Source organism: Saccharopolyspora dendranthemae, assembly GCF_007829955.1.
In the GTDB taxonomy this organism is placed as follows: domain Bacteria; phylum Actinomycetota; class Actinomycetes; order Mycobacteriales; family Pseudonocardiaceae; genus Saccharopolyspora; species Saccharopolyspora dendranthemae.
The window spans coordinates 255,776-281,845 of sequence record NZ_VIWX01000006.1 but is presented as its reverse complement, the minus strand read 5'-3'; the positions used below and the strand labels follow the sequence as shown (position 1 = coordinate 281,845).

Below are 26,070 nucleotides of genomic sequence, written 5' to 3'. Positions count from 1 at the left end.
TTCGGCGACCGCGGGATGGTCGCCGAACCTCGGGAAAGTGGTGTGGGTGGGGAAGTTTTCATGAAAACTTCCCCACCCACACCACTTCAAAGCTCGTGATCAGGTCGGGGAGATGCCCCGCTCGCGCATCCACGGCAGCGGGTTGATCTTCTTGCCGCCCGCGTTCCACACCTCGAAGTGGAGGTGGGTACCGGTGGAGAAGCCGCGGTTTCCCATGGTCGCGATCTGGTCGCCCGCCTTGACCTTGTCGCCTTCGTCGGCGGTGATGGTGTTGACGTGGCCGTAGACGGTGATGGTGCCGTCCTCGTGCTGGACCCGGACCCAGAGGCCGAAGCCGCTCGCCGGTCCGGCCTCGATCACCACGCCGTCGGCGACCGACATGATCGGCGTGCCCTTGGCGTTGGCGATGTCGAGTCCGTAGTGGGTGGTGCCCCAGCGGCCGCCGAACCCGGAGGTGAAGTTGCCCTCCGCGGGAACGTGGAACTTCGGCTGCTTGGCGGCTTCCTCAGCGGCGCGCTGAGCCGCCTCGCGCGCCTCGGTGATCCGCTCGCTCTTGGTCAGCTTCTCCATCTCGGAGCTGACGTCGGAGCTCTTGGCGACCGGAAGCATGGCGGGCGCGGGAGCGCTGCCGCCCATCCCGTTGTAAGCGGGGGAGTCCCCGGCCATCGCGGTGTTGAACGAACCCGCGGCATCCGAGGGGTTGAAGTCGTCGTTGTCGGCGGAGGCGCTGCCTTCGCCGGCTGCAAGCGACTGGCCCGCTGCTGCGAATGCGCCCGCCGCTACTGCGGCGACGACGACGCGACCGCGCCAGGCCGATGCTGTTGAAGCACCCCGGCTCCGATCCCGCTTGCTGGAGGAGTCGTCGGGGGACACCTCCGGATAGCCGGGAACGGGTCGTACGCCGCCGGGGGAGCGGTGGTGAGCCAATGCCTGCCCTTCCGTCTCGGGGAGCCTGATCTCAGCGGGCCCGGGAACGGGGATTTCCGGGTGCCGGTCGGGGAACCGGCCGAAGGTTGTCCTTCGTGATCAGACCGTGACAACGGACCGGGGGACAGTAACCAAGCTGATCCCCTAGGGGCAAATCCCGATCTGTTACGCGTCGGCGACCGCGCGTGGTCGAGAGGTCCGGCGCAGGGCGGATCTCCGTCCCTCCGCGAATACTGCGCGTGGTCGTCGCACAGCGGAGCCACCTGCGGGTTCGTGATCGCCACCGGTGATGCCGAACGGCCCAGCGGGACCGAATTTCGGAACCGATCCGGTCACCCGGGGTGGGCTATATGTGTCGCAAGTCACACCTCAAGAGCGTCTTGTCGGCGTGTCGAAGATGCTCCGTTCGGGCGCTGATCGGATGTGCGGGACCGTCCGAAACCCGCGTCGCGACTGCGGGTGCTGTCCAGAAACCCTCACCCGGTTGCTAGCGTCTGCGCGTGTGACTGCGCGGTATGACCTTCCGTCCGGTTCGTCTGCATCGGCGGCCCCCGCCGGAGCCGCGGACCCGCAGCCGGCGCTGGGCACCCCCGGCCGCCTGCGGACCGCGATCGCCCTCGCCTTCCTCGGTGCCGCGCTCACCGGTCTCGGACCGCTGATCGGCCTGACGTCTCCGCCGGTCGCCGCCGCCTACCCGGCCTGGCCGCTGCTGCTGGTGCTCGCGCTGCTCGCTCCGGCCCTGGCCGCTGCGTTCGCGCGGACCGGCACGCCGGTGGCCGCCGCCGCGGTGCTCGTCGGACCGGCCGCCTTCGCACCCGGCCGGCTCGCGCAGGACGTCCAGTTCGCGACGGAAGCCGGCATGGCGGCCCGCCCGGAGCTGCTCCGCGCCACGTCGCTGCTCAACTTCGAACCCGCGATCGGCTGGTGGCTGCTGGCCGCCGGGCACGTGATCGTGCTCGTCGCGGGCGTCCTCGCCGCCTGGGGCACCCGCGAGTCCGGCGCTGGAACGCAGCGGCAGGGCCTGCTGACCACGGCCCTGTGCGCCGGTGTCCTCGGTGCGGTCGCGGTGCTCATGGCGCCGTTCTCCTCCGACGACCCCTACCTGCCCGCCGAAACCGCGCTCGACGGCCCGCTTCCGGTCCTCATCGGCAGCGCCCTGCTGGCCGTCGCCGTCCCCTGCGCGGCCGGGCTGCTCGCCGGATCGACCGACCTGGACTTCGCTCGCGGCGGACTGCTGGGCGTCGCCGTCTCGCTCTTCGCGGCGGTCCTGCCGCCGCTGGTGTCGGTGTTGGTGCTCGACGAGGTGACCTTCGCCTGGGGACCGCTGCTCGGGCTGGTGGCCACCGCGGCCCTGCTGCTGCTCGGGTTGCGGGCCGGTCGTGGCGAGAATTCCGAAGACGTCGACGACCTGCGGCTTCCCGCGCTGACCCGGCTGCTCGCCCTCGCCGGGGTGTTCGCGCTGCTGGCCGGGGCGGTCGCGGTGCTCGCCGCGCTCACCCCGCACGTCTCGATGCCCTATGGGCTCCGCGACCCCTCGGAGTACCCGGCGCGGCTGCTGCTGCCCGCCGGGATCCTGCTGGGACTGGCCGGTGCCGGCATGCTGCTGCCGAAGTTCGCGCTGCTGCTCCGCCCGGTGCTGACCGTGCTGTGGGCCGCGGTTCCGCTGGCCGCGGCCGGATCGCTGGACGCGGTGTTCACCGCCGTCCAGGCCGCCGGTGCCGCAGCGGGTCTCGGAGCCTGGGCCGCCGGTGCGTCGGTGCTGTTCGCCGCCGTCGCGGCGGTGCTCGCGGCGATCGCCGGAGCGGTGGAGCGCGACGACGTCGACCTCACCGAGATGGCGATGCGCCGCTCGGTGCTCGCCCCGTCGCTGGTCGCGCTGGTCCTCGGCGCCGGGGCGTTCAGCCTGCCGGTGCTGACCGCGCCCGGTTACAGCGCGCCCGGCGTGTTCACCGACTTCGGCACCACCTCGTGGGGGCTCGTGCTGGCGCTCGCCGCGGTCGTCGGCGCGACCGCGCTCGCCCCGATGTGCCGTCCCGGCCAGGCCGCCGCGCTGCTGTGCGGGGCGGCGCTGCTGGTGGCGGTGCGGGTGCTGGAACACCCGCTGACCGCCGAGCGCCTGCCGGGATCCGCTCCCGGGCTCGGCCTGTGGCTCGGGCTGGGGTGCGTCGTGGTGCTGCTCGGCACGGCGTTCGCCGCTCGCGCCACAGCCGGACGGACCGCCTGAGTTCACCCGGCCGGCCGTCTTGTGGCCGGCGCCGCGGAGGCCGAACATGGGCTCGAGCGCCGTTACGGCGCCTGTTCCGTTCGTCACGCGAACGGAGATATCGCGCCTGACCAGAAGGCGATTCCCCGCGTTGGACGGGTCGATCCAGGCTTGACGCCCTACCTCAGGTGAGGCAGTTCACCAGGTGCGCCGCCCCATGCGTCATCGCAGGTCGATATCGTCATCGAGTCCGACACCGACGTCGCAGGAGAGTCGCGTGGACCTGTACGAGTACCAGGCGAAGGAGCTCTTCGCCTCCCACGACGTGCCGACGCTGCCCGGCACCGTGGCGACCGACCCGCAAGGGGCCAAGGCAGCAGCCGAAGAACTCGGTGGGCCCGTAGTCATCAAGGCCCAGGTCATGACCGGTGGCCGGGGCAAGGCCGGCGGTGTGAAGCTGGCCGAGAACCCGGATGAGGCTCAGGCTAAGGCCGAGAAGATCCTCGGTCTGGACATCAAGGGCCACATCACCAACAAGGTGCTGGTCACGACCGCCTCCGACATCGCGGAGGAGTACTACTTCTCCTTCCTCCTCGACCGCGCGAATCGCAACTTCCTCGCGATGGCCTCGGTCGAGGGCGGCATGGAGATCGAAGAGGTCGCGGCCACCAAGCCAGAAGCTCTGGCGAGGATCGCGATCGACCCGATCGAGGGCGTCGACCTGGACAAGGCGAAGGACATCGTGTCCGCCGCCAAGTTCCCGGCCGAGGTCGCCGACCAGGTCGCCGACGTGATCGTCAAGCTGTGGGAGACCTTCGTCGCTGAAGACGCCACTCTGGTGGAGGTCAACCCGCTGGTGAAGGACCCCGAGGGCAAGGTCATCGCCCTCGACGGCAAGGTCACCCTCGACGAGAACGCCGCGTTCCGCCAGGCCAAGCAGGCCGATCTGGTGGACAAGGACGCGGAGAACCCGCTCGAGGCGAAGGCCAAGGCCAAGGGCCTCAACTACGTCAAGCTGGACGGCGAGGTCGGCATCATCGGTAACGGTGCCGGTCTGGTCATGTCCACGCTGGACGTCGTCGCCTACGCCGGCGAGAAGCACAGCAACGTCAAGCCGGCGAACTTCCTCGACATCGGCGGTGGCGCCTCCGCCGAGGTCATGGCCGCCGGTCTGGACGTCATCCTGGGCGACTCGGACGTCAAGTCGGTGTTCGTCAACGTCTTCGGTGGAATCACCGCCTGCGACGCCGTGGCCAACGGCATCGTGCAGGCGCTGGAGATCCTCGGTGACGAGGCCACCAAGCCGCTGATCGTCCGCCTCGACGGCAACAACGTCGACGAGGGCCGCCGCATCCTGGCCGAGGCCAACCACCCGGTCGTCACCGTGGTGGACACGATGGACGGTGCGGCCGACAAGGCCGCCGAGCTCGCAGCGGGGGCGTGAGGCGATATGGCTATCTTCCTCAACGAAAACAGCAAGGTGATCGTTCAGGGCATCACCGGCTCTGAGGGCACCAAGCACACCGCTCGCATGCTGCGCTCCGGCACCAACATCGTCGGCGGTGTCAACGCCCGCAAGGCCGGGCAGACCGTCGAGATCGAGGGCAAGGAGCTCACGGTCTACGGCAGCGTTCAGGAGGCGATGAAGGAGACCGGCGCCGACGTGTCGGTCGTCTTCGTGCCGCCGAAGTTCGCCAAGGACGCCGTCGTCGAGGCGGTCGACGCCGAGATCGGCCTGGCCGTGGTCATCACCGAGGGCATCCCGGTGCACGACGCGGCCTACTTCTGGGCGCACGCCAACGCCACGGGCAACAAGACCCGGATCATCGGGCCGAACTGCCCCGGCATCATCTCCCCCGGCAAGTCCAACGCCGGCATCATCCCGGCCGACATCACCGGCCCGGGCAAGATCGGTCTCGTGTCGAAGTCGGGCACGCTGACCTACCAGATGATGTACGAGCTGCGGGACATCGGTTTCTCCAGCGCCGTCGGCATCGGTGGTGACCCGATCATCGGCACCACCCACATCGACGCGCTGCAGGCCTTCGAAGAAGACCCGGAGACCGCTGCCATCGTGATGATCGGTGAGATCGGTGGCGACGCCGAAGAGCGCGCGGCCGACTACATCAAGGCCAACATCACCAAGCCGGTGGTCGGCTACGTCGCGGGCTTCACCGCGCCGGAGGGCAAGACCATGGGTCACGCGGGCGCCATCGTCTCCGGCTCGTCGGGCACCGCCTCGGCGAAGAAGGAGGCCCTGGAGGCCGCGGGCGTCAAGGTCGGCAAGACGCCGAGCGAGACCGCCAACCTGATGCGCGAGATCGTCAAGGGCTGAGACCCGCAACGACCTCGTGCGTCCTTCGGGGCCGGGCTCCCTCCGGGGACCCGGCCCCGACGGCTTTCCCGGGGACTTTCGCCCATCGGCGCGGAGCAAGACAGCCGGGCCGCCCTGCGGACCGCCGGTATTCGGTACCGTCGATCAGCACGCCCGATCGAGTGCCTTCGAGGAGTCGGATCCAGCCATGTCCGCGCCATATCCGCAACAGTCGAACGCAGACGGGCGTCGTGGGTCGTTCGAGCTGAGAGAAATCCTGGCGCTGGTCGCCGCCGGGGCCGGTGCCGTCGGTTACCTGCTCGGGTTCTTCGACGACGGCGTCGGCGCCCTGATGGGCAGCATGGCCGGCTTCGGCCTGATCGCGTCCGCGGTGCTCGCGGGCCTGCGGTTCGTGCCCAAGACGCCGGACGCGCTGTTCGTGGCCGTGCCGCTGTCGGCCTACGCCTCGCTGGCGCTGCTGCAGGACGTCATCCGCAACACCGCGTCGGGTCTGGTCTCGGTCCTGATGGTGCTGGCGCTCGCGCAGCTGGGCTCGGTGCTCGCCGTGCTGCTGATCGCGGGTGGTGTGATCAAGTCGGGCTCGTCGGGTCCGGCGGGCGGTTCGAGCCCCCATCCGCAGGGTCAGCGGTTCCCGCAGGGCCAGCCCGGCCCTCGCGGCCCCGGAGGTCCTGGTGGGCCCGGTGGTGCGCGCCCCGCCCCGGGCTGGAGCCCGCAGGGGCAACCCGCTCCCGGTGCGAAGTTCGGCGGACCGCCGCCGTGGAACCCGGCCAGCGGTGGCCAGCCCGCTCAGCAGCCCCCGGCCCCGCAGCAGTCGGCTCCCGCCTCCCCTCCCGGCGGCTGGAACCCCTCGTCCGACGGCTTCTCAGCGGTCAACCCCGACACCCCCAGGCCCGCGAGCCAGTCCGGTCCACTCCCGCAACCCGGCCAGCAGGCGGGCCAGCCCCAGCAGCACAACGGCGCCCAGCCCCAGCACAACGCGCAGTCCGGCCAGCCCCAGCCGGCGGGTCAGCAGTCGGGCCAGCCGCAGCACAACGGCGCGCAGCAGTCCGGCCAACCGCAGCAGTCCGGCGCGCAGCAGCACAACGGCCAGCCCCAGCAGCCGGCCGCGCAGGGCACCCCGCAACCGCTGAGCGGTCAGCCGTCGCGGCAGCAACCGAACCCGGATCAGGACAAGAGCGGCGGCCCGCAGGGAACCCGCCAGATGCCCCACCCAGGCGCCAACCCACCCACCTTCTGACCCCACGAACCCCTGCCCGGCCTGACCTCGGCTGGGGGCCGTGACGTCGCCAGGTCCCAGTTTTAGTCCAAACCGAGCCATGATCATGTCCGAAATGTCGGCTCAGTTTGGACTAAAACTGGGCGATGGCCCGGGGCGTCCCGAGCGGTGGCGCTCGTGATGGAGCAGCTCTGGTCCGACTCGGCCGTGATCGTTGTCGGGTATGTCCGGTCGGTTCGGACCACAACTGGCGCAGGGGCCAGGGCCGTCGCCCGATGGGCGGAGCCGCTGGCGTGTTCGGGGCCGTTCGGAGCAGTGGTGGTGCGACATTCGGTCGCGTGTCTGCGCTGGATCCGATTCCCCACGTCGTGGCCGCCGGAAGTGCCGATCGGAGGGCGGGTCTGCGCCGGTGGTTGTTCATCGCCGTCGTCGGCGCGGTGCCGCTGATCGGGTTCTTCGCCGTGGCCGCGCTGCTCGCCCTGGTGGTCGGAATCGCCAGCGAGGCGAGCTTCGACCCGCTGCTGATCCTGATGGCCGCGATGCCCGGCTGGCTGATGCTGTACCAGTCGCCGCTGGTGATCTCGGGCGCGCCGCTGAGCGTGCTGCCGATGCTGCCCACCATCGGGGTGGTGCTGCTGGTAGCCGTCGCCTCGGCGCACGTCGCCCGCCGGTGCCGGCTGCGCCGCCCGGACCAGGCGTGGCCGGTCATCGCGACCATGGCCCTGGTGCACGCGTGCGTCGGCGCGCTGTTCGCGCTGCTGCTGGTCGATCCCTTCAGCGCGGTCCCGGTCGAGGCGTTCCTGAGCTGCGGCTTGACCGCCGCTGTCGCCGCGACCGCCGGGGTCGCCAACCGGTGCGGCCTGTTCTACCTGCTGTGGGAGCTCACCGACGCCTACGTGTGGACGGGCCTGCGGATCGGGTTGCTGACCATCGCCATCGTGGTCGCGGTCGGCGCGAGCGTGCTGCTCGCCGCGATCGTGGTGTCCGCTCCCGAGATGGTCGATTCGATGGCGCGGATGGGCGGAGCGGGCGACGCCGTCGGTGCCACCGTGCTCTCGCTGCTGTACCTGCCGAACGCGGTGCTGGCCGGCTGGTCCTTCGTCACGGGCAGCGGGTTCTCCCTCGGTCCCCAGGTCGTTCAGCCGTGGCAGCACACGCCGGGAAAGCTGCCGGACCTGCCGTTGCTGGCGGTGCTGCCCAGCGCGGGTGCGGCCGTGTGGTGGTCAGCGGTGCTCCTCCTCCCGCTGCTGGTGGGAATGGCGATGGGGCTGGTCGCCAGGCGCGTTCCCGGTCCGCTGGGCCGCCGGCTGGTGGTCGTGCTGGTCGCGGCCGCGGTGGCCGCCCTGGCGGTGCTGGTGCTGGCGGTGATCGCCGGTGGCCGGCTCGGCAACGGCCCGATCGGGGACGTCTCGTTCCACCCGCTGAGGCTGGGCCTGACGACGCTGTGCTGGCTCGTGGTCCCGGCGGTGGCGATGACCTGGCTGGGCGGCGCGGAGGAGCCGGACGACCCGGCGCTGAGCGCCTTCGCCACCGACGTGTTCGACGAGGACATCGATCCAGAACCGGAGCAGGCCGAGCAGGACGAGGACTTCGACTACACCGACCTCGACGATCTGATCGCCGAAATCCCGTCCGCCCGACAGGAATCCGACGCTGGAGCGGACTCCGCTTCCGAGGTCGCCGCCGCCGAGTTCGACGCCGAGCCCGACGACGAGGAGTCCGCCTCTCGCGACGGGCGGTGAGCGCTGCGCCACACGCTCGGCCCCTGCCGGAGCCGACCCCGCAACCAGGTCTTACGCTGCGGGGGAGATCGTGCCGAGGCATGTCAGGAGCGAACGCTGAACCCGAGTACGCCCGACCAGCCGAGCACCGCCGCACATCCGAACCGGATCACGACCGCTGCCCCGGCGCGGGTGGTCGTCCTCGTCTCCGGTTCCGGCACCTTGTTGCAGGCCCTGCTCGACGCCACCAGCGAATCCGACTACCCGGTCGAGGTGGTCGCGGTCGGCGCTGACCGCGACGGGATCGAGGGGCTGGCCCGCGCAGAGCGCGCCGGCATCCCGACCTTCGTCCGCAAGGTCGGCGACCACTCCTCCCGCGAGGAGTGGGACAGCGCGTTGACGGAGGCCTGCGCCGAGCACGAGCCGGACCTGGTGGTCTCCGCCGGGTTCATGAAGCTCGTCGGGGCCGATTTCCTGGCCCGCTTCGACGGCCGGTACCTCAACAGCCATCCCGCGCTGCTTCCCTCGTTCCCCGGTATGCACGGGGTGCGGGACGCGCTGGAGTATGGAGTCCGCGTCACCGGCTGCACCCTGTTCGTGGTGGACGCCGGTGTGGACACCGGGCCGATCCTGGCCCAGGAAGCCGTCGAGGTGCTGCCCGATGACGACGAGGCGAGCCTCCACGAGCGGATCAAGGCCGTCGAGCGACGGCTGCTGGTCGGCACTCTTCAAAAGCTGGCGTTGCACGGGTGGACCGTGCAGGGACGGAAGGTGAGTATCCCGTGACCGCGAACTCCCACGAGCGGCGTCCGGTTCGCCGCGCGCTGATCGGCGTGTCGGACAAGTCGGGCCTGCTGGAGCTGGCCACCGGGCTGCACGGGGCCGGGGTGGAGATCGTCTCCACCGGTGGCACTGCGCGCGCGATCGCTGATGCGGGTGTGCCGGTGACGCCCGTCGAGGAGCTCACCGGGTTCCCGGAGGCGCTGGACGGCCGGGTCAAGACCCTGCACCCGCGGGTGCACGCCGGTCTGCTGGCCGACCTGCGCCGCGAGGAGCACGCCCAGCAGCTCTCCGACCTCGACATCGCCCCGTTCGACCTGCTGGTGGTCAACCTCTACCCGTTCGTGCAGACGGTGGCTTCGGGCGCGACGCAGGACGAGGTGATCGAGCAGATCGACATCGGTGGTCCGGCGATGGTGCGCGCGTCGGCGAAGAACCACGCCAACCTGGCCGTCGTGGTCGACCCGAGCCGCTACGAGTGGGTCCTCGAGGAGGTCCGCCAGGGCGGCTTCAGCATGACCGACCGGGTCGAGCTCGCCGCGGAGGCGTTCCGGCACACCGCGTCCTACGACGTGGCGGTGGCGTCCTGGATGAGCAAGGTCCCGACCGGTGACGACTCCGCGTTCCCGGGCTGGATCGGTGAGACCTGGCAGCGCCGCTCGGCGCTGCGCTACGGCGAGAACCCGCATCAGCCGGCCGCGCTGTACGTCTCGGGCGGGGAGGCCACCGGTCTCGCCGCTGCCGCGCAGCTGCACGGCAAGGAGATGTCCTACAACAACTACGTCGACGCCGATGCCGCGTGGCGTTCCGCCCACGACCACGACGAGCCGTGCGTGGCGATCATCAAGCACGCCAACCCGTGCGGCATCGCGGTCGGCGACGACATCGCCGCCGCGCACCGCAAGGCGCACGAGTGCGATCCGGTGAGCGCCTTCGGCGGCGTGATCGCCACCAACCGCGAGGTGTCGGTGGCGATGGCCGAGCAGGTCGCGGAGATCTTCACCGAGGTCGTGGTGGCACCCGGTTATGCCGACGGCGCGGTGGACGTGCTGAACAAGAAGAAGAACATCCGCATCCTGACGGCCCAGCCGCCGCAGACCGGCCGGGTCGAGATGCGCGCGATCTCCGGCGGCGTGCTGGTGCAGGGTTCGGACGCCATCGACGCCGAGGGCGATGCTCCGGAGAACTGGACGCTGGCGACGGGTTCGCCGGTGGACGAGGCGACGCTGGCGGACCTGAAGTTCGCCTGGCGGGCCTGCCGCGCGGTGAAGTCCAACGCGATCCTGCTCGCCGACGGTGGTGCCACCGTGGGTGTGGGCATGGGCCAGGTGAACCGGGTCGACTCGGCTCGCCTGGCGGTGTCCCGCGCCGCTGACCGGGCCAAGGGCTCGGTGGCCGCTTCGGACGCCTTCTTCCCGTTCCCGGACGGCCTGCAGGTCCTGCTGGACGCCGGTGTGCGCGCCGTGGTCCAGCCGGGCGGTTCGGTCCGCGACAACGAGGTCATCGCGGCTGCCGAGGCCGCGGGCGTCCCGGTCTACCTGACGGGCACCCGGCACTTCGCCCACTGACGCGAGTCCCCGAACGGGCCCCCGGACTTCCGAGTCCGGGGGCCCGTCGCGCTTCTCCCGGGTGCCCGGGCTACCTGGGGCTGAACGAATTCACAGCGGTGAGCAGGTCGTTCACGAGGGCGGCGAAGGATGGGGCGACGACTGGATCGCCCTGAGACGCAGAGGCAGCGAGCTGCGCGAGCAGTCCTTGCGGAGTCGTCCCGCACTCGTGGAAGAGGGCGAGTGCCTGGTCGGTCGAGGAGGCCGCGTGTTCGTCTTCCCGGTGCTTCGCGAATCCACGCACGAGGTCCGGGACCTCAACGGCCTGGAGCACTCGGAAGACATCGAGGGCGTCCTTTTCCTTGAGGCGATCAGGCTGCCGACCGGCTTGGCCCAGCCGCTCCCCGATCTTGATGGCTTTCGCCGTCAGCAGCGCCGCCGGTCCAGCCACCCGGAGATCGCACGTCCTGGCCTCGCCGGGTTCGAGCCCAGGAGCGATTCGGGCTGTGAGCTTCTCGTGCGGAGCGATCCGCGCCGCCCGGGCCGAGGCTTTGGTCGTGCCTGCTTGGCACGGCACCACCATCAGATCGACGGAAACGCCGTTCATCGCCAACCAATGTCCAGGATTCGGCCCGGGATTGAATCCTGCGGCCCGCATGAGCCCGCCGATCTCCGGCACGTCAGCGAGCTCGTGGGTGTTGACGGCCAGATCCGCGTCCGTGGTCATCAACGGCACGTTGAGATCAGCTGATCCACTGTGGTGGTAGACCGCTTGGGCACCGACGAGCACGAGATTGTCGAGGTGGCCGTCGAGCGCGGTGAGGGCGTCGAGCAACACTCTCCGCGCGACCACGTACTCGGGAGCGAGGTCGTTCACCGCCGCTCCTCCGCGTGCTTCTCGTCGGCCGTCAGGAACGCGTCCATGAGCTGCTCCGCTTCGGCATCGGATCGGCCTGCCAAGGTGAGCAAGTCCGCCATCACGAGCGGGAGGGGTGCTGTTGCGAGGTCGTCTTCATCGGGTGGGGCCAAGATCTCGGGGTCCAACGGCCTTGCGATGACGACGTTCGCAGTCGTCGGGTCTGCCTCGATCAGTCCGAGAGCGCTGACCAGTTCCGCTGGACGTGCGGCGTAGATCGCCAGCAGGCGCATCGGAACCACGGAGGTCAACGACTCCGGCAGCAGCCTGCGCGCAGCAGCTGAACCGGTGATGGCCACGTCGTCCTGATCCGCCAGCCGAGCGAGGGTCCGGTCCAGACCTCGTGGCGCGATGAAGTAGCCCACGGAGGAATTGGCGGTCGCGAAGGAGTAGTCACTCGTCCAACGCCGCAGCAGCGCTCGTCGGCGCACTGCGTCAACGGTGCCGTTCTCGCCCCGGTCGATGATGCCTTCTGAGGCCAAGGTGATCAGGAGCTTGGAAACCGAACCGGGTGAAACCCCCGCGAGGCCTGCCAAGCCGCGGACACCCACTGGGAGGTCCGCAGTTGCCAAGGCGCGGATGATCCGGTTCCCGGCGATCCCGTTGAGCCTGGTGACCGCGCTGGTCCGCGGGGTGCGCGGTGAACGTGCGGCACCTTGTCCGGTGAGGAGGACGAGTGGCTCGGCAGAGGTCAACCGCACCCAGCCGGTGGCGTCGGCGAAGCTGAAGCCTTCGGAAGTCAGCGCATCGCGCAGCGCCGGTCCGATGTAGTCCGACAGGTGCAGCACGGGCAGGCCGCTCACGCGGTTCAGCTCACGGAGGGCCGAGATGAGCAGGGATGTCGATACCGTCCCGGAACGCCTGACCTCCGCGACGAACGGAACCCTCGTCTCGTTCGGGCCGACGAGTTCGACGAACGCGTCGAAGCGGCGGTCGTGCTTGCCCGGGCGCTCGTCGAGACGCCATGAGGCGGGCAGCAGCTCGGCGATGCGCTCGAGTGCATCGCTCACCATGGCTGTTTCTCGATATGTTGTGTTTCCCATGTCGGGAAACAAGGTAATTGGAGAAACGGCTCCTCGGCAAGCTGTGAGCTCCGGCGGGCCGCTACGGCAACATCAAGTGTAGTGATGACCAGCGCAAACACCCTGATTTCGAACGAATGTTCACTCAATCTGGCTATGCCTCTTGACGGGGTGTCCCGACGGGGGTTGAATAAGGTTATTCGAACTGAGGTTCGAGATCGGAAACGGCCGGTGTCGGGGTCGGCCGCTCCGATGGAGTTCGGCGCTGTGGTCCGGGTGCAGGCGCAGCGCTGACTCCACCGCTGCCTTCCCCGCAGCGGCTGTGTTCGTGGGTGCCCGCGCCGGGGTCGGGCACCCACCGCGGTCACGTATGTGGGGAGGCGGCGATGTCCGCGACGGTGTCTTCGGCGACGCTGAGCGCGCCCACGGCTGACGGGGTGTCCGTGGGTGTGCCGCGCGTCGAGGCGGGCGGCGTCCCGGGTGCGGGCCGGGTGCTGCCGACGCGGGCGGAACTCGCCGCCGTGCTGCCATGGCCAGGTTTGCGCCGTGGCAGCACGGTGGCGGTGCACGGTTCGGTGTCGCTGCTCTTCGCGCTGCTGGCGGAAGCGACGGCGAACGGTTCCTGGGCGGCCGTGGTGGGCTTGCCCGGCATCAACCTGGTGGCCGCCGCTGAGACCGGTGTGTCGCTGGACCGGCTCGCGGTGGTGCCGCAGCCGGGTTCCGACCCGGCGGGCGTGATCGCCGCGCTGCTGGACGGTGTCGACCTGGTCGTGGTCGGCAAGACCGGTCAGGTGCTCGACGCTGATGCCCGCAGGCTCTCCGCGCGGGCGCGCAACCGTGGTTCTGTGCTGCTGCCGTTCGGCCGCTGGCCCGGCGCGGAGGTGCAGCTGCGCTGCTCCGGCGCGCGCTGGCGCGGGCTCGGTCATGGGCACGGGCATCTGCGGGAACGCGACGTCACGGTGCACTCCGAAGGGCGTGGTGCGGCGTCGAGGCCGCGCTCCTGCCAGTTGCTGCTGCCGTCTCACGACGGGTCGATCGCGGCGGTCGAGGAGCGTCCTGCTGCGCGGGCTCACCTGCGGGCGGTGACGGGGTGAATGACGTGTCCGCCCGCAGGATCGTCGTGTGGTGCCCGGATTGGCCGGTGGTGGCCGCTGCGCGCGCTGCCGAACTCGAACCGCTCGTCCCCGCAGCGGTTTTCGCCGCCAACCGGGTCGTCGCCTGCTCGGCGACAGCCCGGGAGAGCGGTGTGCGCCGGGGGATGCGCCGCCGCGAAGCGCAGGGCCGGTGTCCGGAACTCGTTGTCTGCGACCACGATCCGTCGCGAGACGTGCGGCTCTTCGAGCCGGTCGTGACCGCGGTCGAGGAGCTGGTCCCCGGAGTGGAGGTCGTCCGGCCGGGGTTGGTCGCCGTGCCGGCGCGGGGGCCTGCCCGCTACTTCGGCGGTGAGGAGGTCGCCGCGGAGAAGCTCGTCGACGAGATCGACGCGCAGACCGGCGTCGAGTGCCGGATCGGCGTGGCCGACGGGCTGTTCGCCGCGATCCTCGCCGCCCGGCACGCACGGCACGTCGAACCCGGTGGCAGCCGGGAGTTCCTCGCTCCGCTGCCGATCGAGGAGGTCGAGCAGCTCGCCGACCGGCTCGGTCAGAAGCAGGCGGCCCAGCAGCCGGAGCTCGTGGACCTGCTGCGCAGGCTGGGGATCCGCACCCTGGGTGAGTTCGCCGGGCTCGGTCGCGCGGACGTGGCGACCAGGTTCGGCCCCGCCGCGCTGCTGGCCCACCGGGCGGCGGCGGGGCAGGAGGAGCGTCCGGTGAAGCGGCGGCGACCGCCGCCCGAGCTGGTCGTCACCGAAGAGCTCGACCCGCCGGTGGACCGGGTGGACCGGGCCGCGTTCGTGGCCAAGGCGCTCGCCGACGAACTGCACGCCAAGCTGGGCGATCTCGGGCTGGCCTGCACCCGGCTGGGCATCTCGGCCCGCACCGGCAACGGCGAGGAGCTGCACCGGATCTGGCGCTGCGCGGAGCCGCTGACACCGGCCGCCACCGCCGACCGGGTCCGCTGGCAGCTCGACGGATGGCTCAACGGCCGCAACCGCAAGGGCCGCCCCACCGCCGGCCTCGACGAGCTGAGCCTGCGCCCCGAAGAGGTCGTCGGCGCGGGAGGGCTGCAGCTGGACCTGCTCAGCGCTGCCACCGGCGAGGCCGCTGCGCGAGCGGGCAGAGCGTTCGCGCGGGTGCAGGGCATGCTCGGCCCGGAGTCGGTGCTGACCGGTGTCCTCGGCGGCGGCCGGGACCCGCGCGACCAGGTGAGATTCGTGCCGTGGGGCGATGAGCGGCGCGCCGGGCTCCCCGCCGAGCCGCCTTGGCCGGGACGGATCCCGGCTCCCTCGCCGACGGTGGTGCCGGGTGCGCCGTGGCCGGCTCGGGTGCTCGACGAGTCGGGCGAATCGGTGTGGATCACCGGCCGGATGGGGCTCTCCGCCGCGCCGCACCGGGTCGAGGTCGGTGGTGGCAGGTCTCGCGCGGTGGCCGGGTGGGCCGGCCCGTGGCCGGTGACCGAGCGCTGGTGGGTGGACCTGCTGGCCGGTGGTTCCGGTCAGACCGCTCCGGAGTCGCACGCCCCGCCGCGTGCCCTGGTCCGGCTCCAGGTCGTGCTGGTGCAGGACGAAGCGGGTTCCGCCGACGAGGATTCCGGTGAAGTGGCGCTGCTCCTGGTGCACGAGCGCGGCGACTGGTGGGTGCAGGGCACCTACCGGTAATTGACGAACACTCGTTCGAGTGCACATCCGGCAGTTCAGTAGCGCTGACCTTTCGAACAGGAGTTCACTAGTCCCATGAGCTGGTTCAACCCGCCCCAGAGCTGGTCGGAGCTGGAGAAGGCGCTCTCCGGCAGGATGACGCCGCGCCGTGACGACGGACCGTCGTCACGCCCGCGCGTCGAGCAGCGCGCGGGCGGAAGGGCTCCGGCCCCGACCGGCGACCGGGTGCCCTACGCCGAGTTGCACGCGCACTCCAACTTCAGCTTCCTCGACGGTGCCGCGCACCCCGAGGAGCTGATCGCGGAGGCCGCGCAACTCGGCCTGGAAGCGATCGCTCTCACCGACCACGACGGGCTCTACGGCGTCGTGCGATTCGCCGAGGCGGCCAAGGAACACGACGTGCGGACGGCGTTCGGCGCCGAGCTGAGCCTGGGGCTCACCCAGCCGCAGAACGGCATCCCCGACCCCGAGGGCGGGCACCTGCTGGTGCTGGCCCGCGACCTCGACGGCTACGCCTCGCTGTGCCGGGCGATCAGCACGGCCCAGCTGCGCGGCGAGGAGAAGGGCCGTCCGGAGTACCGGCTGGAGGAGCTGGCCGCCGACTCGGCCGGGCACTGGCAGGTGCTCACCGGCTGCCGCAAGGGCGCTGTGCAGGCGGCGCTGGCGGCCGGGGGGACGGACGCGGCGGCAGCCGAACTCGACCGGCTGGTCGGGCTCTTCGGCCGCGACCACGTCACCGTCGAGCTCACCGACCACGGGTTGCCCACCGATTCGGCGCGCAACGACGCCCTCGCCGAGCTCGCCGACCGCGCCGGGCTGTCCACGGTTGCCTCCACCGGCGCGCACCTGGCGCGGCCGGAGAGCGCCCGGCTGGCGAGCGTCGTCGCGGCCGTCCGGGCGCGGCGCAGCCTGGACGACATGGACGGGTGGCTGCCGGCCTGGGCGGGCAACCACCTGCGTTCCGGTGTCGAGATGGCCGAGCGCTTCGCCCGCTACCCGGGTGCGGTGCAGCGGGCCGCCGAGCTGGGCAAGTCCTTCGCCTTCGACCTGAGCCTGGTCGTCCCGCAGCTGCCGCCGTTCGACGTGCCGCCCGGCCACACCGAGGCCAGCCACCTGCGCGAGCTGTCCTACCTCGGCGCGCTCGAGCGCTACGGGCCGCCGCAAGCGGCGCCGGATGCCTACCGGCAGATCGAGCACGAGCTGGCGGTGATCGAGGAGCTCGAATTCCCCGGCTACTTCCTGGTGGTGCACGACATCGTCGACTTCTGCCGGAAGGAGCGGATCCTGTGCCAGGGCAGGGGATCGGCCGCGAACTCCGCCGTGTGCTTCGCGCTGCGCATCACCAACGCCGATCCGGTGCGCTACCAGCTGCTGTTCGAGCGGTTCCTCGCCCCGGAACGGGACGGGCCGCCGGACATCGACATCGACATCGAGTCGGACCGCCGCGAGGAAGTCATCCAGTACGTCTACGCCAAGTACGGCCGCACGCACGCCGCGCAGGTCGCCAACATCATCGGCTACCGGCCGAAGTCGGCGGTGCGCGACGTCGCCCGCGCGCTCGGCTACTCGCCCGGTCAGCAGGACGCCTGGAGCAAGGAGATCGAGCACTGGGGCCCGTTGCCCGCGGACTCCGACATCCCCTCCGCGGTGCGCGAACTCGCCGACGATCTGATGGGCTTCCCCCGGCACCTGGGGATTCACTCCGGCGGCATGGTGATCTGCCACCAGCCGGTCAGCGAGGTGTGCCCGGTGGAGTGGGCGCGGATGCCCGGTCGGACCGTGCTGCAGTGGGACAAGGACGACTGCGCCACCGTCGGGCTGGTCAAGTTCGACCTGCTCGGTCTGGGAATGCTCTCCGCGCTGCACTACGCCATCGACATGACCAGCGAGCACCACGGCCTCGACGTCGACCTCGGTGAGCTGGACCTCTCCGACCCGGAGGTCTACGCGATGCTCTGCAGAGCCGACGCGATCGGGGTGTTCCAGGTGGAGAGCCGCGCGCAGCTGGCCACGCTGCCCCGGCTCAAACCCCGCGAGTTCTACGACCTGGTCGTCGAGGTCGCGCTGATCAGGCCCGGCCCCATCCAGGGCGGATCGGTGCACCCCTACATCCGGCGCCGCAACGACGAGGAGGACTGGGACTACGACCACCCCCTGATGAAGGGCGCGCTGCAGAAGACCCTGGGGGTCCCGCTGTTCCAGGAGCAGCTGATGCAGCTTGCCGTCGACGTCGCAGGGTTCAGCCCGTCCGAAGCCGACCAGCTGCGCCGGGCCATGGGCGCCAAGCGCTCCGCGGAACGCATGGAACGACTGCGCGACAGGCTCTTCCAGGGCATGGCCGCCAACGGCATCGGCGAAGACCTGGCCGAGCACATCTACCAGCGGATGCTGGCCTTCGCCAACTACGGGTTCCCGGAGAGCCACGCGTTGAGCTTCGCGCTGCTGGTGTTCGCCAGCGCCTGGTTCAAGCGCTACTACCCGGCGGCGTTCTGCGCGGCACTGCTCAAAGCGCAACCGATGGGCTTCTACTCGCCGCAATCACTGGTCGCTGACGCGCGCAGGCACGGCGTGGTGGTGCGCGGTCCGGACATCAACGCCAGCCGCGTGCACGCCGACCTGGAACCGGAGCCGGCCAGCACCGGCGGTCAGGCCGTCCGGCTCGGCCTGTCGTCGGTGCGCAAGCTCGGTGAAGACCTCGCGGAGGAGCTGACCGCCGAGCGCGCGGCGCGGGGGCCGTTCGCCGACATGGCAGACGTGGCGCGGCGAGTGCGGCTGAACGCACCGCAGATGGAGGCGCTGGCCACCGGCGGGGTCTTCGACTGCTTCGGCCTGACCCGGCGCGAAGCGCTGTGGAACGCCGCGGCGGCGGCTCGCGAACGACCAGACCGGCTGCCCGGCACCACCGTTTCGCCGGGCGCCCCGGCCCTGCCCGGGATGGACGGAGTCGAGAAGGCGGCGGCTGACGTGTGGGCGACAGGGGTGTCGCCGGACAGCTTCCCGCTGCAGTTCGTCCGAGCCCGGCTCGACGAGCTCGGCGCACTTCCGGCCGCACGTCTGTCCGAAGTGGAGCACGGGACCCGAGTGCTGGTGGGTGGGGCCGTGACGCACCGGCAGCGGCCGTCCACCGCCGGCGGGATCACGTTCCTGAACCTGGAGGACGAAACCGGAACGGTCAACGTCGTCTGCTCGCCCGGGTTGTGGGCCCGGTATCGGAAGGTCGGGCGGACCAGCGCGGCGTTGTTGGTGCGCGGGGTGGTGGAGCGGACGGAGTCGGTGGTGAATCTGCGGGCGGATCGGTTGCAGAAGCTCGACATTCGAGTTCCGTCAGAATCTCGTGACTTCCACTGACAACTACCGCGACTTTCACTGACACTGCTCTGTGGTCTTGTTGCGTGGCGGTGCGGGTAGCGGAACCTGAGCGGCTCTCTGGCTCCGGGATCCGAGACTTGAGTATGAGTGGATACGCGGCGCTTCGGCTGTCCTCACCAGAGAGCCGCTCAGAACCCGCGGCGGTGCCGGTTGCTCGGGTGGGGCAGTGAGAAAGCTGCTTCGCCGCTTGCCTGACGTGGGTTGGTCGGGTGGTGTGGTGAGAAAGCACCTTCGGTGCTTGGGGCTTATGCGATTCCGCATCTGCGGATGGCGAGTAGGGCGAAGGTGCGGGTGCACTGCTCCAGGTCGGCGATGCTGACGTGCTCGTCGTCGGCGTGCGCGTAGCGGACGTCGCCCGGGCCGTACTGCAGCGTCGGCATGCCGGTCGCTGCGTACTGGCGCAGGTCCGAGCCGTAGGGGGCGCCCACGACCTCCGGGGCGGGGCCGCCGGCGGCGATGATCGCCTCGCCCGTCTCGTCGAGCAGCGGGTGCCCTTCGGGGAACCGGCCGCTGGCGAAGATGCCACCCGGCCACGTGACCCGGACCGGGTGCTCGGCCAGCCACGGATCGGCGGCGCAGGCTTCGGCGACGGCGGCGGCGAACTCGGTCTTGGCCTGCTCGACGGACTCGCCCAGCCGCACGCCGTAGCGGCCCTCGGCGACCGCGAGATCCGGGACGGTGCTGGCCCAGTCGCCGACGCGGGCCGTGCCGACCGACAACGGGTACGGGATCTCCAGGTGCTCCACCAGCGGATCGGGATCGACGTTGCGCCGGGTCTCCAGCTCGCGCAGCACCGGCAGCAACCCGGCCAGCTTGTCGAGCGCGTTGACGCCCCGGTAGCGGGTGGACCCGTGCGTGCTCTGCCCGGGGATCTCCAGCCGGAACGTCAGCGAACCGCCGTTGGCCGCCACGATGGTGTTCTGGGTCGGTTCGGCGATCACGCACGCCTCGCCCCGGTGCCCGCGCTGCAGCGTCGCGAACGCGCCGAGCCCGCCGTCCTCCTCGCCGGCGACGGCGTGCACCGCGACCGGACGGGCCAGCTCGACGCCCGCGCTGCGCAGCGCGCGCAGGGCGCCGAGGAACGCCACCACGCCGCCCTTCATGTCGCAGGTGCCGCGGCCCGCGGCGATGCCGTCGGAGACGCGCAGCGCGTACGGATCGCGGTCCGGCCAGCGGTTCAGGTCGCCGGGCGGCACCACGTCGGTGTGCCCGCAGAACACCAGCGCCGGGTCGCCCTCGCCGCTGGTGCCCACGCAGCCGTACGCCTCGTCCCGGTCGGCCTCCTGGCCGGGGAAACCGGGTTGCTCGGACAGTTCTCGGACGTCGATGCGCCAGTGGTCGACGCGGTGGCCGAGTGCGGCGAGCCGATCGGCGCACCACTGCTGGGCGTCGTGCTCGGCGGTGCTGCCACCGACGCTGGGGATCGCCACCAGCTCGCGGAGCTCGTCGACGAGGCCGTCGACGTCCACGGCGTCCAGCGCGCGGTGCTCGGCCTCGGTGCGGGGGCGGGCCTCGGTGAGGGGCCGGGTTTCGGTCACGCGATCGAACCTAACGCGCCGTCCCGCAGCGGTGAAGACGCGCGCACGAATCGCCTCGCACCCCGGTGAAGGGTTCGCAGCGGCCGGGCACTGAGTACCATTCCCGCGTGGCCGAAGCCGACAGCACCAAGCGTGAATTCGAGATCGGCAAGGACGGTCTGGGCGGCATCGTCGTCGGCATGGACGGCAGCCCGGCCAGCTTCCACGCCGCAGCCTGGGCGGCGGGTCTCGCCCGGCGTGAGCGCGCGCGCCTCGTGCTCGTCTACGTCGAGGCGGTGGGCGGCGTCGCCTACTGGTCGCCGATGGGCGTCGCGGTCGCCAGCGAAGCCGCCGAATCCCTGGTCGAAGAGCTCAAGCAGGAGGTCGTGTCGCACCTCAAGTGGGTGGACATCGACTGGGACTTCGTGCACCACCGGGGCGACCCCGCGGTGGGCCTGGAGCAGGTCGCCGAGCAGTACCGCGCCGACCTGATCGTCGTCGGCCGCTCGCGCAGGCGAGGCGGTCTGCTCGGCACGGTCCCCGCGACGCTGGTCGTGGAGGCGGTCCGCCCGGTCGTCGTCGTCCCGTAGGCCGTCGCGTCCCCGGGGCGGAACCGCTGCGCGAAGCCACCCGCTACTAGTACTCAGTGGTGCGACAGGGTGTTCACGACGGTGCCGCTCGGATCGCGGTGGAAGAACCGCCGCACGCCCCACGGTTCGTCGGTCAGCGGGTGCACGATCTCCACCCCCTGCTGCAACGCCACCTCGTAGGCCGCGTCGACGTCGTCCACCTCGACGGAGATGTCCGGGTGCTCGGGGGCCGTGGCGTCCTCCGTGAACAGGCTGATCTGGTGCATCCGCTCGTCCGGGGCGCAGAGCGTGACGATCCAGTCCATGTCCATCACCACTTCGAAACCGAGCACCCGCACGTAGTGATCGCGCGTGGCCGCGATGTCGGCGGTCTTGATGTTGGGGACCACTCGGCGGATCTGCATGGCGCCTCCGGCGTTGTCGGGCGCTCGTGCCAGGGTGGGTTCATGACGAGCGCGCTCGGTGAGGACTTCCAGGACGCGATCCTGACGGATCAGGAGTGGTCCGGCAGGGCTTTCGAGCAATGCGTGTTCACCGATGCGGACCTGACCGGCCTGAGCACCCGCAACTGCGTGTTCACCGACTGCGACTTCACCGGAACCGACCTCAACGGGTCGAAGCACGTCGCCACCGCGTTCCGGTCCTGCAAGTTCGACCGCACGGTGTTCGGCAAGAGCAGCTTCGACGGCTGCAGCCTGCTCGGCTCCAGCTTCACCGACTGCAGGCTGCGCTCGTTGAAGTTCCGGGAAACGGACCTGACCCTGGTCGCCATGGGGCGTTGCGACCTGCGCGACGTCGACCTGCACGGGGCGCGCTTCCGGGAAGCCAACCTCACCGAGTGCGACTTCCGAGGCTGCGACCTCGGCGAGGTCGACTTCACCGGCGCGCGGATGCTGGGCGCCCGCCTGAACAACGCGGATCTCCGGGACGCCCGCCTCGACGCGGATGCGCTCGTCCAGGCCCACCTGCGCGGCGCCCGGGTCGACACCACGCTCGCGCTCTCCTTCGCCGCGGCTCACGGCCTGCACCTCGACTGAGCCACCGCGCAGGCTCAAGCCGGGAAACGAAAGAGGGCCCCTTCCCGAAGCGGGAAAGGGGCCCTCTCACGTGGGTTCTCACTCCATGGGCGGGCGCTCGTTCGACGGCATCTCCGCGAGCGTGCCGTCGGCGAGGAGATCGCTGACGGCCGCGGGGAGCACGAACGCCGTGCCGCCACCGGGCTGCTCGAACCACGCGACCGCAGTTCCGCGCAGCGCCTGGATCGGGCGCTGCACCCGGTAGGCCGCGTAGGCCCGGTTGGACCACTGCGGCGGCAGCGAGCGGTGCGTGTACGGGGTGCGCACGGTGTACATCACGTTGCCGTTGGGCTCACCGAAGCGGTCCAGCTCGGTGCCCGGCTGCAGCATGACGATTCGGCGGTCCCGGTACAGCGTCAGCGGCGGTTCGCCGTTGAGCGGCTGGATCTGCTGACCCTGCTGGCCCTGCGGGGGCTGACCGTTGGCCGGTTGGCCGTTCGGCGCACCCTGCGGCTGACCCTGCGGGGGCTGACCCTGCTGAGGACGCGGCGGCCCGGGCGGCGGACCCTGCCGCTGCGGACCGGCCATGCCGGGCCCGCTCGGACCGGGACGGCGCTCAGCACCTCCGGCCGGACCCTGCGCGGGGCCTGCGGACGGGGGAACCGGGGCATTGCTGTCCCGGCGCGGCTGGCGCTTGGGCAGCGGGTTCGAGCCCGGAGCGCCACCGGCCTGCGGCTGCGCCGGGGTCCCCGCGGGCGGGGACGGCGGAGCCTGGGGAGCCTGCGGCGGACGCTCCATCGACGGCGCCGGCTGGAACCGGGTCGGCTCCTCGGCGGGCGGCGACGGCGGGGCCTGCGGTGCGGGCTCCTGTGCAGCCGGTGCGGATTCCTGGTTCGCCGTGAACAGCGGGTTGCCACCCGTGCTCGGTCCGGACTGCTCCGGCTCGCGCGCGGCGCGCTGGGGCAGTTCCGACGCCTGAGGCGTGCGCTGCGGCAGCTCCGACGAGGGTTCCGGGCTGCGCTTGGGCAGCTCAGCGGCCGGTTCCGGGGAGCGCTGCGGGAGGTCAGCGGGTTCCTGCTGACCGCGCTGCGGGAGGTCGGCCGATTCCGGCGTGCGCTGCGGGAGCTCGCTGGCGGGCTCCGGGGTGCGCTGCGGGAGGTCGGCCGGTTCCTGCTGACCGCGTTGCGGGAGATCGGTTTCCGGTGCGCCGCGCTGCGGCAGGTCCGGGATCTCCGGCACGACCGGAGCGGCAGCGGCGGCCGGAGCCGACGCGGCCGGACGCTCCATCAGCAGCTGGCCGAGCAGGTACGCGGCAGCGTGGTCGACGCGGGCGAACCGGACGTCCTCGGCACCCGTGACGACCCAGTCCTCGCCGTCCTGCACCAGGCAGTGGGCGTCCGCGCTGCGGCTGCCCAGCCGGTAGGAATCGCTGTCGATCTGGAAGTCGGTCAGCCGGTCGTGCAGCTGTGCCAGCACTTCCTGAGCGTCGGGAGCGTCGTCCTCCTCGTCGAGCACGTGCCGGGAACCCGAGGCCGCAGAAGCGGTCTCGTCTTCGAACGGCTCGTAGAAGTCGTCGTCCTCCGGTTCGTCCGACAAGAACCCGGACGTGGCGGCCCCGACTGCGGCGGCACCCGCAGCGACGCCGGCACCGGCACCAGCGGCGAGCACTGCACCGTTGGATTCGGGTTCGGGCTCCTCGGCGGGCAGGTCGTCGGGCTGGTCGACCAGTTCGCTGACGGCCGCCTCGCGGGTCTCGTCGTCGACGTCGCCGACGGTGAAACCGCGGCTGCGGACGTGCTCGACCAGTGCGGTCTCCGGCGGCATGCCGTACTGGGCCAGGTAGTAGGCCACCGAACCCGGCCACAACCAGGTCCCGTCGGTGTGCCAGGTGCCCGGGACGGACTGGGCGCGCTCGGGGTCGAAGTGGTCTTCCTCGTTCTCCCGCGAGGCCAGCACGACCGGAGCGTTCTCCAGGTACTGCCGCAGCGCGCCGATCTCGTCGGCGGGCACCGGGCGCCGGTCGGACACGACCGGGCGGCCCTCGTCGTCGACGTCGTCGAAGACGCTGGTGATCCGGAAGCGACCGGAGCCGATGGTGTCGGAGGAGAAGCCGGCTTCTTCCTCGAGACCGGCGACCGTGTCTGGCACCACGGGTGCGTCCTCGGCCTGCGGGTTCGAGGTGCCGTCGACCCGTTCCTGCATCCAGTCCGGGATGTTGTCCTCGGACCGCGGGTAGCGGCGGAGCTCGTCGACGTAGGCCGCGCGGGGCAGCGGCCGCTGCCACTGAGGCTCGGTGTCGAAGTTGATATCGATTCGGTAACTGGACGGGCGCTCGACCACGTAGAGCGCGCTCAACCAGGTGCCCACGTCGGGGCGGTACATGCCCTCACGCAGGCGCTCGAAGATCTCGCGCAGCTCTGTCGGCGGCTCGAGCGAGCGTGAACTGCCGTCCTGCGCGGTGAGCTCACCCAGCAGGTCGGTGTATTCGCCGGTGGCGCGGTACTCCACCGTGATCTCCTGCCAGTCCTCAGGAGCGCCTTGTAAGAGCAGAACACCGATCTTGCGGGCGATCTGCTCCTGCTCTTCTGGACTGATCGCTGTCGGACGCGACATGGGTGACATCCTCCCCCTCTCGACGAGGCAACCCGACTCCACCCCGCCGAAACGCTACTCGACGCGGGCCCGGCGTTGTGCGCTGTGTGTGACATCCGCGCCGCCGGTGATCGTCTTGTGGCGGTTTTCAAGATCACCCCGGGTGAGGTCGGTGATCTCGCCCCAGAGCTTGCCTGCTGAAACCGCCGATGAACATCACACCACCAGGTGTATTGGATCAACGAAGGGCCCGGAAAACCAGTAGCGGTACGTCAGTGCCGAACGACACAGTTATCACGTGCTGCGTCCCTACCGGCTGCTGGCTGCCGTCCCACACGCTCCGTCACTGATGAGTTCCGGTCTGCTCGCGCGCCTCTACATCCCGGCGCAGGTGATGGTGCTGACGTTCCTGATCGCCGAGTGGACCGGCTCGTACGCGATCGGTGGCGCGGTGTGCACCTCGATGACCATCGGTCAGGCGATCGCCGGGCCCGTGCGCGGCCGCGCGGCCGACCGCACCTCGGTCGCGAAAGTGCTGGTGGTGAGCGGTTTCTTCCAGGCAGCGGGGTTCGCGGCGATGATCGCGATCGCGCACTGGGTCGACGGGGCGCGCTGGTGGCTGATGCTGTTCGCTGCGTTGGCCACGGGTCTCGCGTCGCCGCCGCTGGGGCAGGTGGCGCGGTCGATGTGGCCGCGGATCGCCCACGGCGAGGCCCGCGAGGCGGCCTACGCGGTCGAGGCCACGCTGCAGGAACTGCTCTTCGTCGTGGCGCCGATGCTGGCCACGTTCGTCGTGGCGGCGTGGAGCCCCTCGGCGGCGCTGGTCGTCCTGGCGACCTGGGCGCTGATCGGGCCGGGCCTGTTCGCGGCGGCGTTGTGGCGTGCGGGGATCCGCGGTGGCCTGGGCTCGGGTGATCCGGGGTCGTCGGGCGGTGTGGTGCGGGTGCGCGGGTTCGTGTCGATGCTGTGCTTCTTCAGCTTGAGCGTCGGCGCGCTGGTCTCGATGGACCTGGTCCTCGTCGGCTGGGCGCGGGAACGGGGCGAACCGGGACTGGCCGGGGTGATGGCGATGGCCTGGGCCGTGGGCTCGCTGGCAGGGGGTCTGGTGATGGGCGGATTCCCCCGGTCCCGGCTGTGGGTTCGCTCCGGTTTCTGCGCGCTCGGGCTGTGCGCGGTGGTCCCGGTGCTGCCGCCGGTGTCGGCCGGTTCGCCGTGGGCGATCGGGGCAGTGCTGGCGCTCGGCGGCACGGCGATCGCACCGCTGCTGGCCGCTGCCAACGGCAGGCTGGCGGACCTGGCGCCACCGGAGCGGCGCGGCGAGGCGTTCGGCTGGGCGTCCACCGCGGGCACGACGGGCATCGCGGTGGCAGGTCCGCTGGCCGGTTCGATGCTGGATCTCGGCGGGCCGGCGGCCGCGGGAGCGACCTGCGCTGCGCTGTTGGTGACCGCCTTCGGCGTGGTGCTGCTGCACCTGAGGCGGACCGGGACGCTGACGCCGGCGGCAGAAGTGGTGGAGGCAACTGCGGACCGGCGAGGTCGAGCGGTGGACGATCTGCCACGATGA

Annotated in this window: 19 protein-coding genes; 13 read left to right on the top strand and 6 right to left on the bottom strand. The window is 71.0% G+C overall.

Annotation, left to right across the window (positions count from 1 at the left end):
- Positions 1–99: 99 nt before the first annotated feature.
- On the bottom strand, positions 100–873 hold the full coding sequence (locus FHU35_RS25810) for a M23 family metallopeptidase (protein WP_145744329.1): 774 nt from the start codon (positions 871–873) through the stop codon (positions 100–102).
- A 556-nt stretch (positions 874–1,429) separates the two neighbouring features.
- On the opposite strand from FHU35_RS25810, the gene FHU35_RS25805 reads away from it, so the two are divergent.
- The 7 genes from FHU35_RS25805 (at position 1,430) to purH (ending at position 10,750) form a co-directional block, all read left to right on the top strand.
- Positions 1,430–3,151 carry a hypothetical protein gene (locus tag FHU35_RS25805; RefSeq protein WP_186459615.1) on the top strand — a complete coding sequence of 574 codons (1,722 nt, stop codon included), beginning with the start codon at positions 1,430–1,432 and terminating at the stop codon, positions 3,149–3,151.
- A gap of 256 nt (positions 3,152–3,407) precedes the next feature.
- Positions 3,408–4,574 carry an ADP-forming succinate--CoA ligase subunit beta gene (gene sucC, locus FHU35_RS25800; protein ID WP_145744327.1) on the top strand — a complete coding sequence of 389 codons (1,167 nt, stop codon included), beginning with the start codon at positions 3,408–3,410 and terminating at the stop codon, positions 4,572–4,574.
- Positions 4,575–4,580: 6 nt separating this feature from the next.
- Positions 4,581–5,465 (top strand): succinate--CoA ligase subunit alpha, encoded by an 885-nt coding sequence (gene sucD, locus FHU35_RS25795; protein WP_145744325.1) that lies wholly within the window; start codon positions 4,581–4,583, stop codon positions 5,463–5,465.
- A gap of 187 nt (positions 5,466–5,652) precedes the next feature.
- Complete coding sequence (locus FHU35_RS25790; RefSeq protein WP_145744322.1) at positions 5,653–6,702, top strand: DUF5336 domain-containing protein; 1,050 nt, start codon at positions 5,653–5,655, stop codon at positions 6,700–6,702.
- A gap of 317 nt (positions 6,703–7,019) precedes the next feature.
- Positions 7,020–8,423: a cell division protein PerM gene (locus FHU35_RS25785; protein ID WP_145744320.1), complete on the top strand. Its 1,404-nt coding sequence runs from the start codon at positions 7,020–7,022 to the stop codon at positions 8,421–8,423.
- 171 nt (positions 8,424–8,594) lie between these two features.
- Positions 8,595–9,188 (top strand): phosphoribosylglycinamide formyltransferase, encoded by a 594-nt coding sequence (gene purN / locus FHU35_RS25780; RefSeq protein ID WP_246110577.1) that lies wholly within the window; start codon positions 8,595–8,597, stop codon positions 9,186–9,188.
- Positions 9,185–10,750: a bifunctional phosphoribosylaminoimidazolecarboxamide formyltransferase/IMP cyclohydrolase gene (gene purH / locus FHU35_RS25775; protein ID WP_145744315.1), complete on the top strand. Its 1,566-nt coding sequence runs from the start codon at positions 9,185–9,187 to the stop codon at positions 10,748–10,750. The genes purN and purH overlap by 4 nt, the downstream gene beginning before the upstream one ends.
- Positions 10,751–10,820: 70 nt before the next feature.
- Here purH and FHU35_RS25770 read toward each other — a convergent pair whose 3' ends face one another.
- The gene (locus tag FHU35_RS25770) at positions 10,821–11,564 is read right to left on the bottom strand and encodes a hypothetical protein (RefSeq protein ID WP_222429498.1); all 744 of its coding nucleotides are present in this window, start codon (positions 11,562–11,564) and stop codon (positions 10,821–10,823) included.
- A gap of 38 nt (positions 11,565–11,602) precedes the next feature.
- Positions 11,603–12,655 (bottom strand): helix-turn-helix domain-containing protein, encoded by a 1,053-nt coding sequence (locus FHU35_RS25765; RefSeq protein WP_222429497.1) that lies wholly within the window; start codon positions 12,653–12,655, stop codon positions 11,603–11,605.
- Between the two features lie 398 nt (positions 12,656–13,053).
- Here FHU35_RS25765 and FHU35_RS25760 point away from each other — a divergent pair, with 398 nt between their 5' ends.
- The 3 genes from FHU35_RS25760 to FHU35_RS25750 all read left to right on the top strand — a co-directional run bounded on the left by FHU35_RS25760 (position 13,054) and on the right by FHU35_RS25750 (position 18,770).
- Complete coding sequence (locus FHU35_RS25760) at positions 13,054–13,761, top strand: SAM-dependent methyltransferase (protein ID WP_145744309.1); 708 nt, start codon at positions 13,054–13,056, stop codon at positions 13,759–13,761.
- Between the two features lie 5 nt (positions 13,762–13,766).
- Positions 13,767–15,422, top strand: a complete 1,656-nt coding sequence (locus FHU35_RS25755) for a DNA polymerase Y family protein (RefSeq protein WP_186459614.1) — start codon at positions 13,767–13,769, stop codon at positions 15,420–15,422.
- Positions 15,423–15,497: 75 nt separating this feature from the next.
- Positions 15,498–18,770 carry an error-prone DNA polymerase gene (locus FHU35_RS25750; RefSeq protein WP_145744306.1) on the top strand — a complete coding sequence of 1,091 codons (3,273 nt, stop codon included), beginning with the start codon at positions 15,498–15,500 and terminating at the stop codon, positions 18,768–18,770.
- 266 nt (positions 18,771–19,036) lie between these two features.
- On the opposite strand, the gene FHU35_RS25745 is transcribed toward FHU35_RS25750, so the two are convergent.
- Entirely contained in the window at positions 19,037–20,329 is a 1,293-nt protein-coding gene (locus tag FHU35_RS25745) for an ArgE/DapE family deacylase (protein ID WP_145744304.1), read from the bottom strand.
- Between the two features lie 107 nt (positions 20,330–20,436).
- On the opposite strand from FHU35_RS25745, the gene FHU35_RS25740 reads away from it, so the two are divergent.
- A complete protein-coding gene (locus FHU35_RS25740; RefSeq protein ID WP_246110576.1) occupies positions 20,437–20,898 on the top strand; it encodes a universal stress protein in 462 nt (153 codons plus the stop codon).
- Between the two features lie 53 nt (positions 20,899–20,951).
- On the opposite strand, the gene FHU35_RS25735 is transcribed toward FHU35_RS25740, so the two are convergent.
- Positions 20,952–21,302 (bottom strand): VOC family protein, encoded by a 351-nt coding sequence (locus FHU35_RS25735; RefSeq protein WP_145744300.1) that lies wholly within the window; start codon positions 21,300–21,302, stop codon positions 20,952–20,954.
- Positions 21,303–21,344: 42 nt separating this feature from the next.
- Between FHU35_RS25735 and FHU35_RS25730 the strand changes: the two genes are divergently transcribed.
- Positions 21,345–21,935 carry a pentapeptide repeat-containing protein gene (locus FHU35_RS25730; protein WP_145744298.1) on the top strand — a complete coding sequence of 197 codons (591 nt, stop codon included), beginning with the start codon at positions 21,345–21,347 and terminating at the stop codon, positions 21,933–21,935.
- A 78-nt stretch (positions 21,936–22,013) separates the two neighbouring features.
- Here FHU35_RS25730 and FHU35_RS30240 read toward each other — a convergent pair whose 3' ends face one another.
- On the bottom strand, positions 22,014–24,527 hold the full coding sequence (locus FHU35_RS30240) for a TNT domain-containing protein (protein WP_145744296.1): 2,514 nt from the start codon (positions 24,525–24,527) through the stop codon (positions 22,014–22,016).
- Positions 24,528–24,855: 328 nt separating this feature from the next.
- On the opposite strand from FHU35_RS30240, the gene FHU35_RS25720 reads away from it, so the two are divergent.
- The gene (locus FHU35_RS25720) at positions 24,856–26,070 is read left to right on the top strand and encodes an MFS transporter (RefSeq protein ID WP_186459613.1); all 1,215 of its coding nucleotides are present in this window, start codon (positions 24,856–24,858) and stop codon (positions 26,068–26,070) included.

What these genes read in the sequence shown, in the direction of transcription:
- FHU35_RS25735 (WP_145744300.1), bottom strand. Translation starts at nt 21,302, where the DNA reads ATGCAGATCCGCCGAGTGGTCCCCAACATCAAGACCGCCGACATCGCG.
- FHU35_RS25760 (WP_145744309.1), top strand. Translation starts at nt 13,054, where the DNA reads ATGTCCGCGACGGTGTCTTCGGCGACGCTGAGCGCGCCCACGGCTGAC.
- FHU35_RS30240 (WP_145744296.1), bottom strand. Translation starts at nt 24,527, where the DNA reads ATGTCGCGTCCGACAGCGATCAGTCCAGAAGAGCAGGAGCAGATCGCC.
- sucD (WP_145744325.1), top strand. Translation starts at nt 4,581, where the DNA reads ATGGCTATCTTCCTCAACGAAAACAGCAAGGTGATCGTTCAGGGCATC.
- FHU35_RS25720 (WP_186459613.1), top strand. Translation starts at nt 24,856, where the DNA reads ATGAGTTCCGGTCTGCTCGCGCGCCTCTACATCCCGGCGCAGGTGATG.
- FHU35_RS25730 (WP_145744298.1), top strand. Translation starts at nt 21,345, where the DNA reads ATGACGAGCGCGCTCGGTGAGGACTTCCAGGACGCGATCCTGACGGAT.
- FHU35_RS25750 (WP_145744306.1), top strand. Translation starts at nt 15,498, where the DNA reads ATGAGCTGGTTCAACCCGCCCCAGAGCTGGTCGGAGCTGGAGAAGGCG.
- FHU35_RS25790 (WP_145744322.1), top strand. Translation starts at nt 5,653, where the DNA reads ATGTCCGCGCCATATCCGCAACAGTCGAACGCAGACGGGCGTCGTGGG.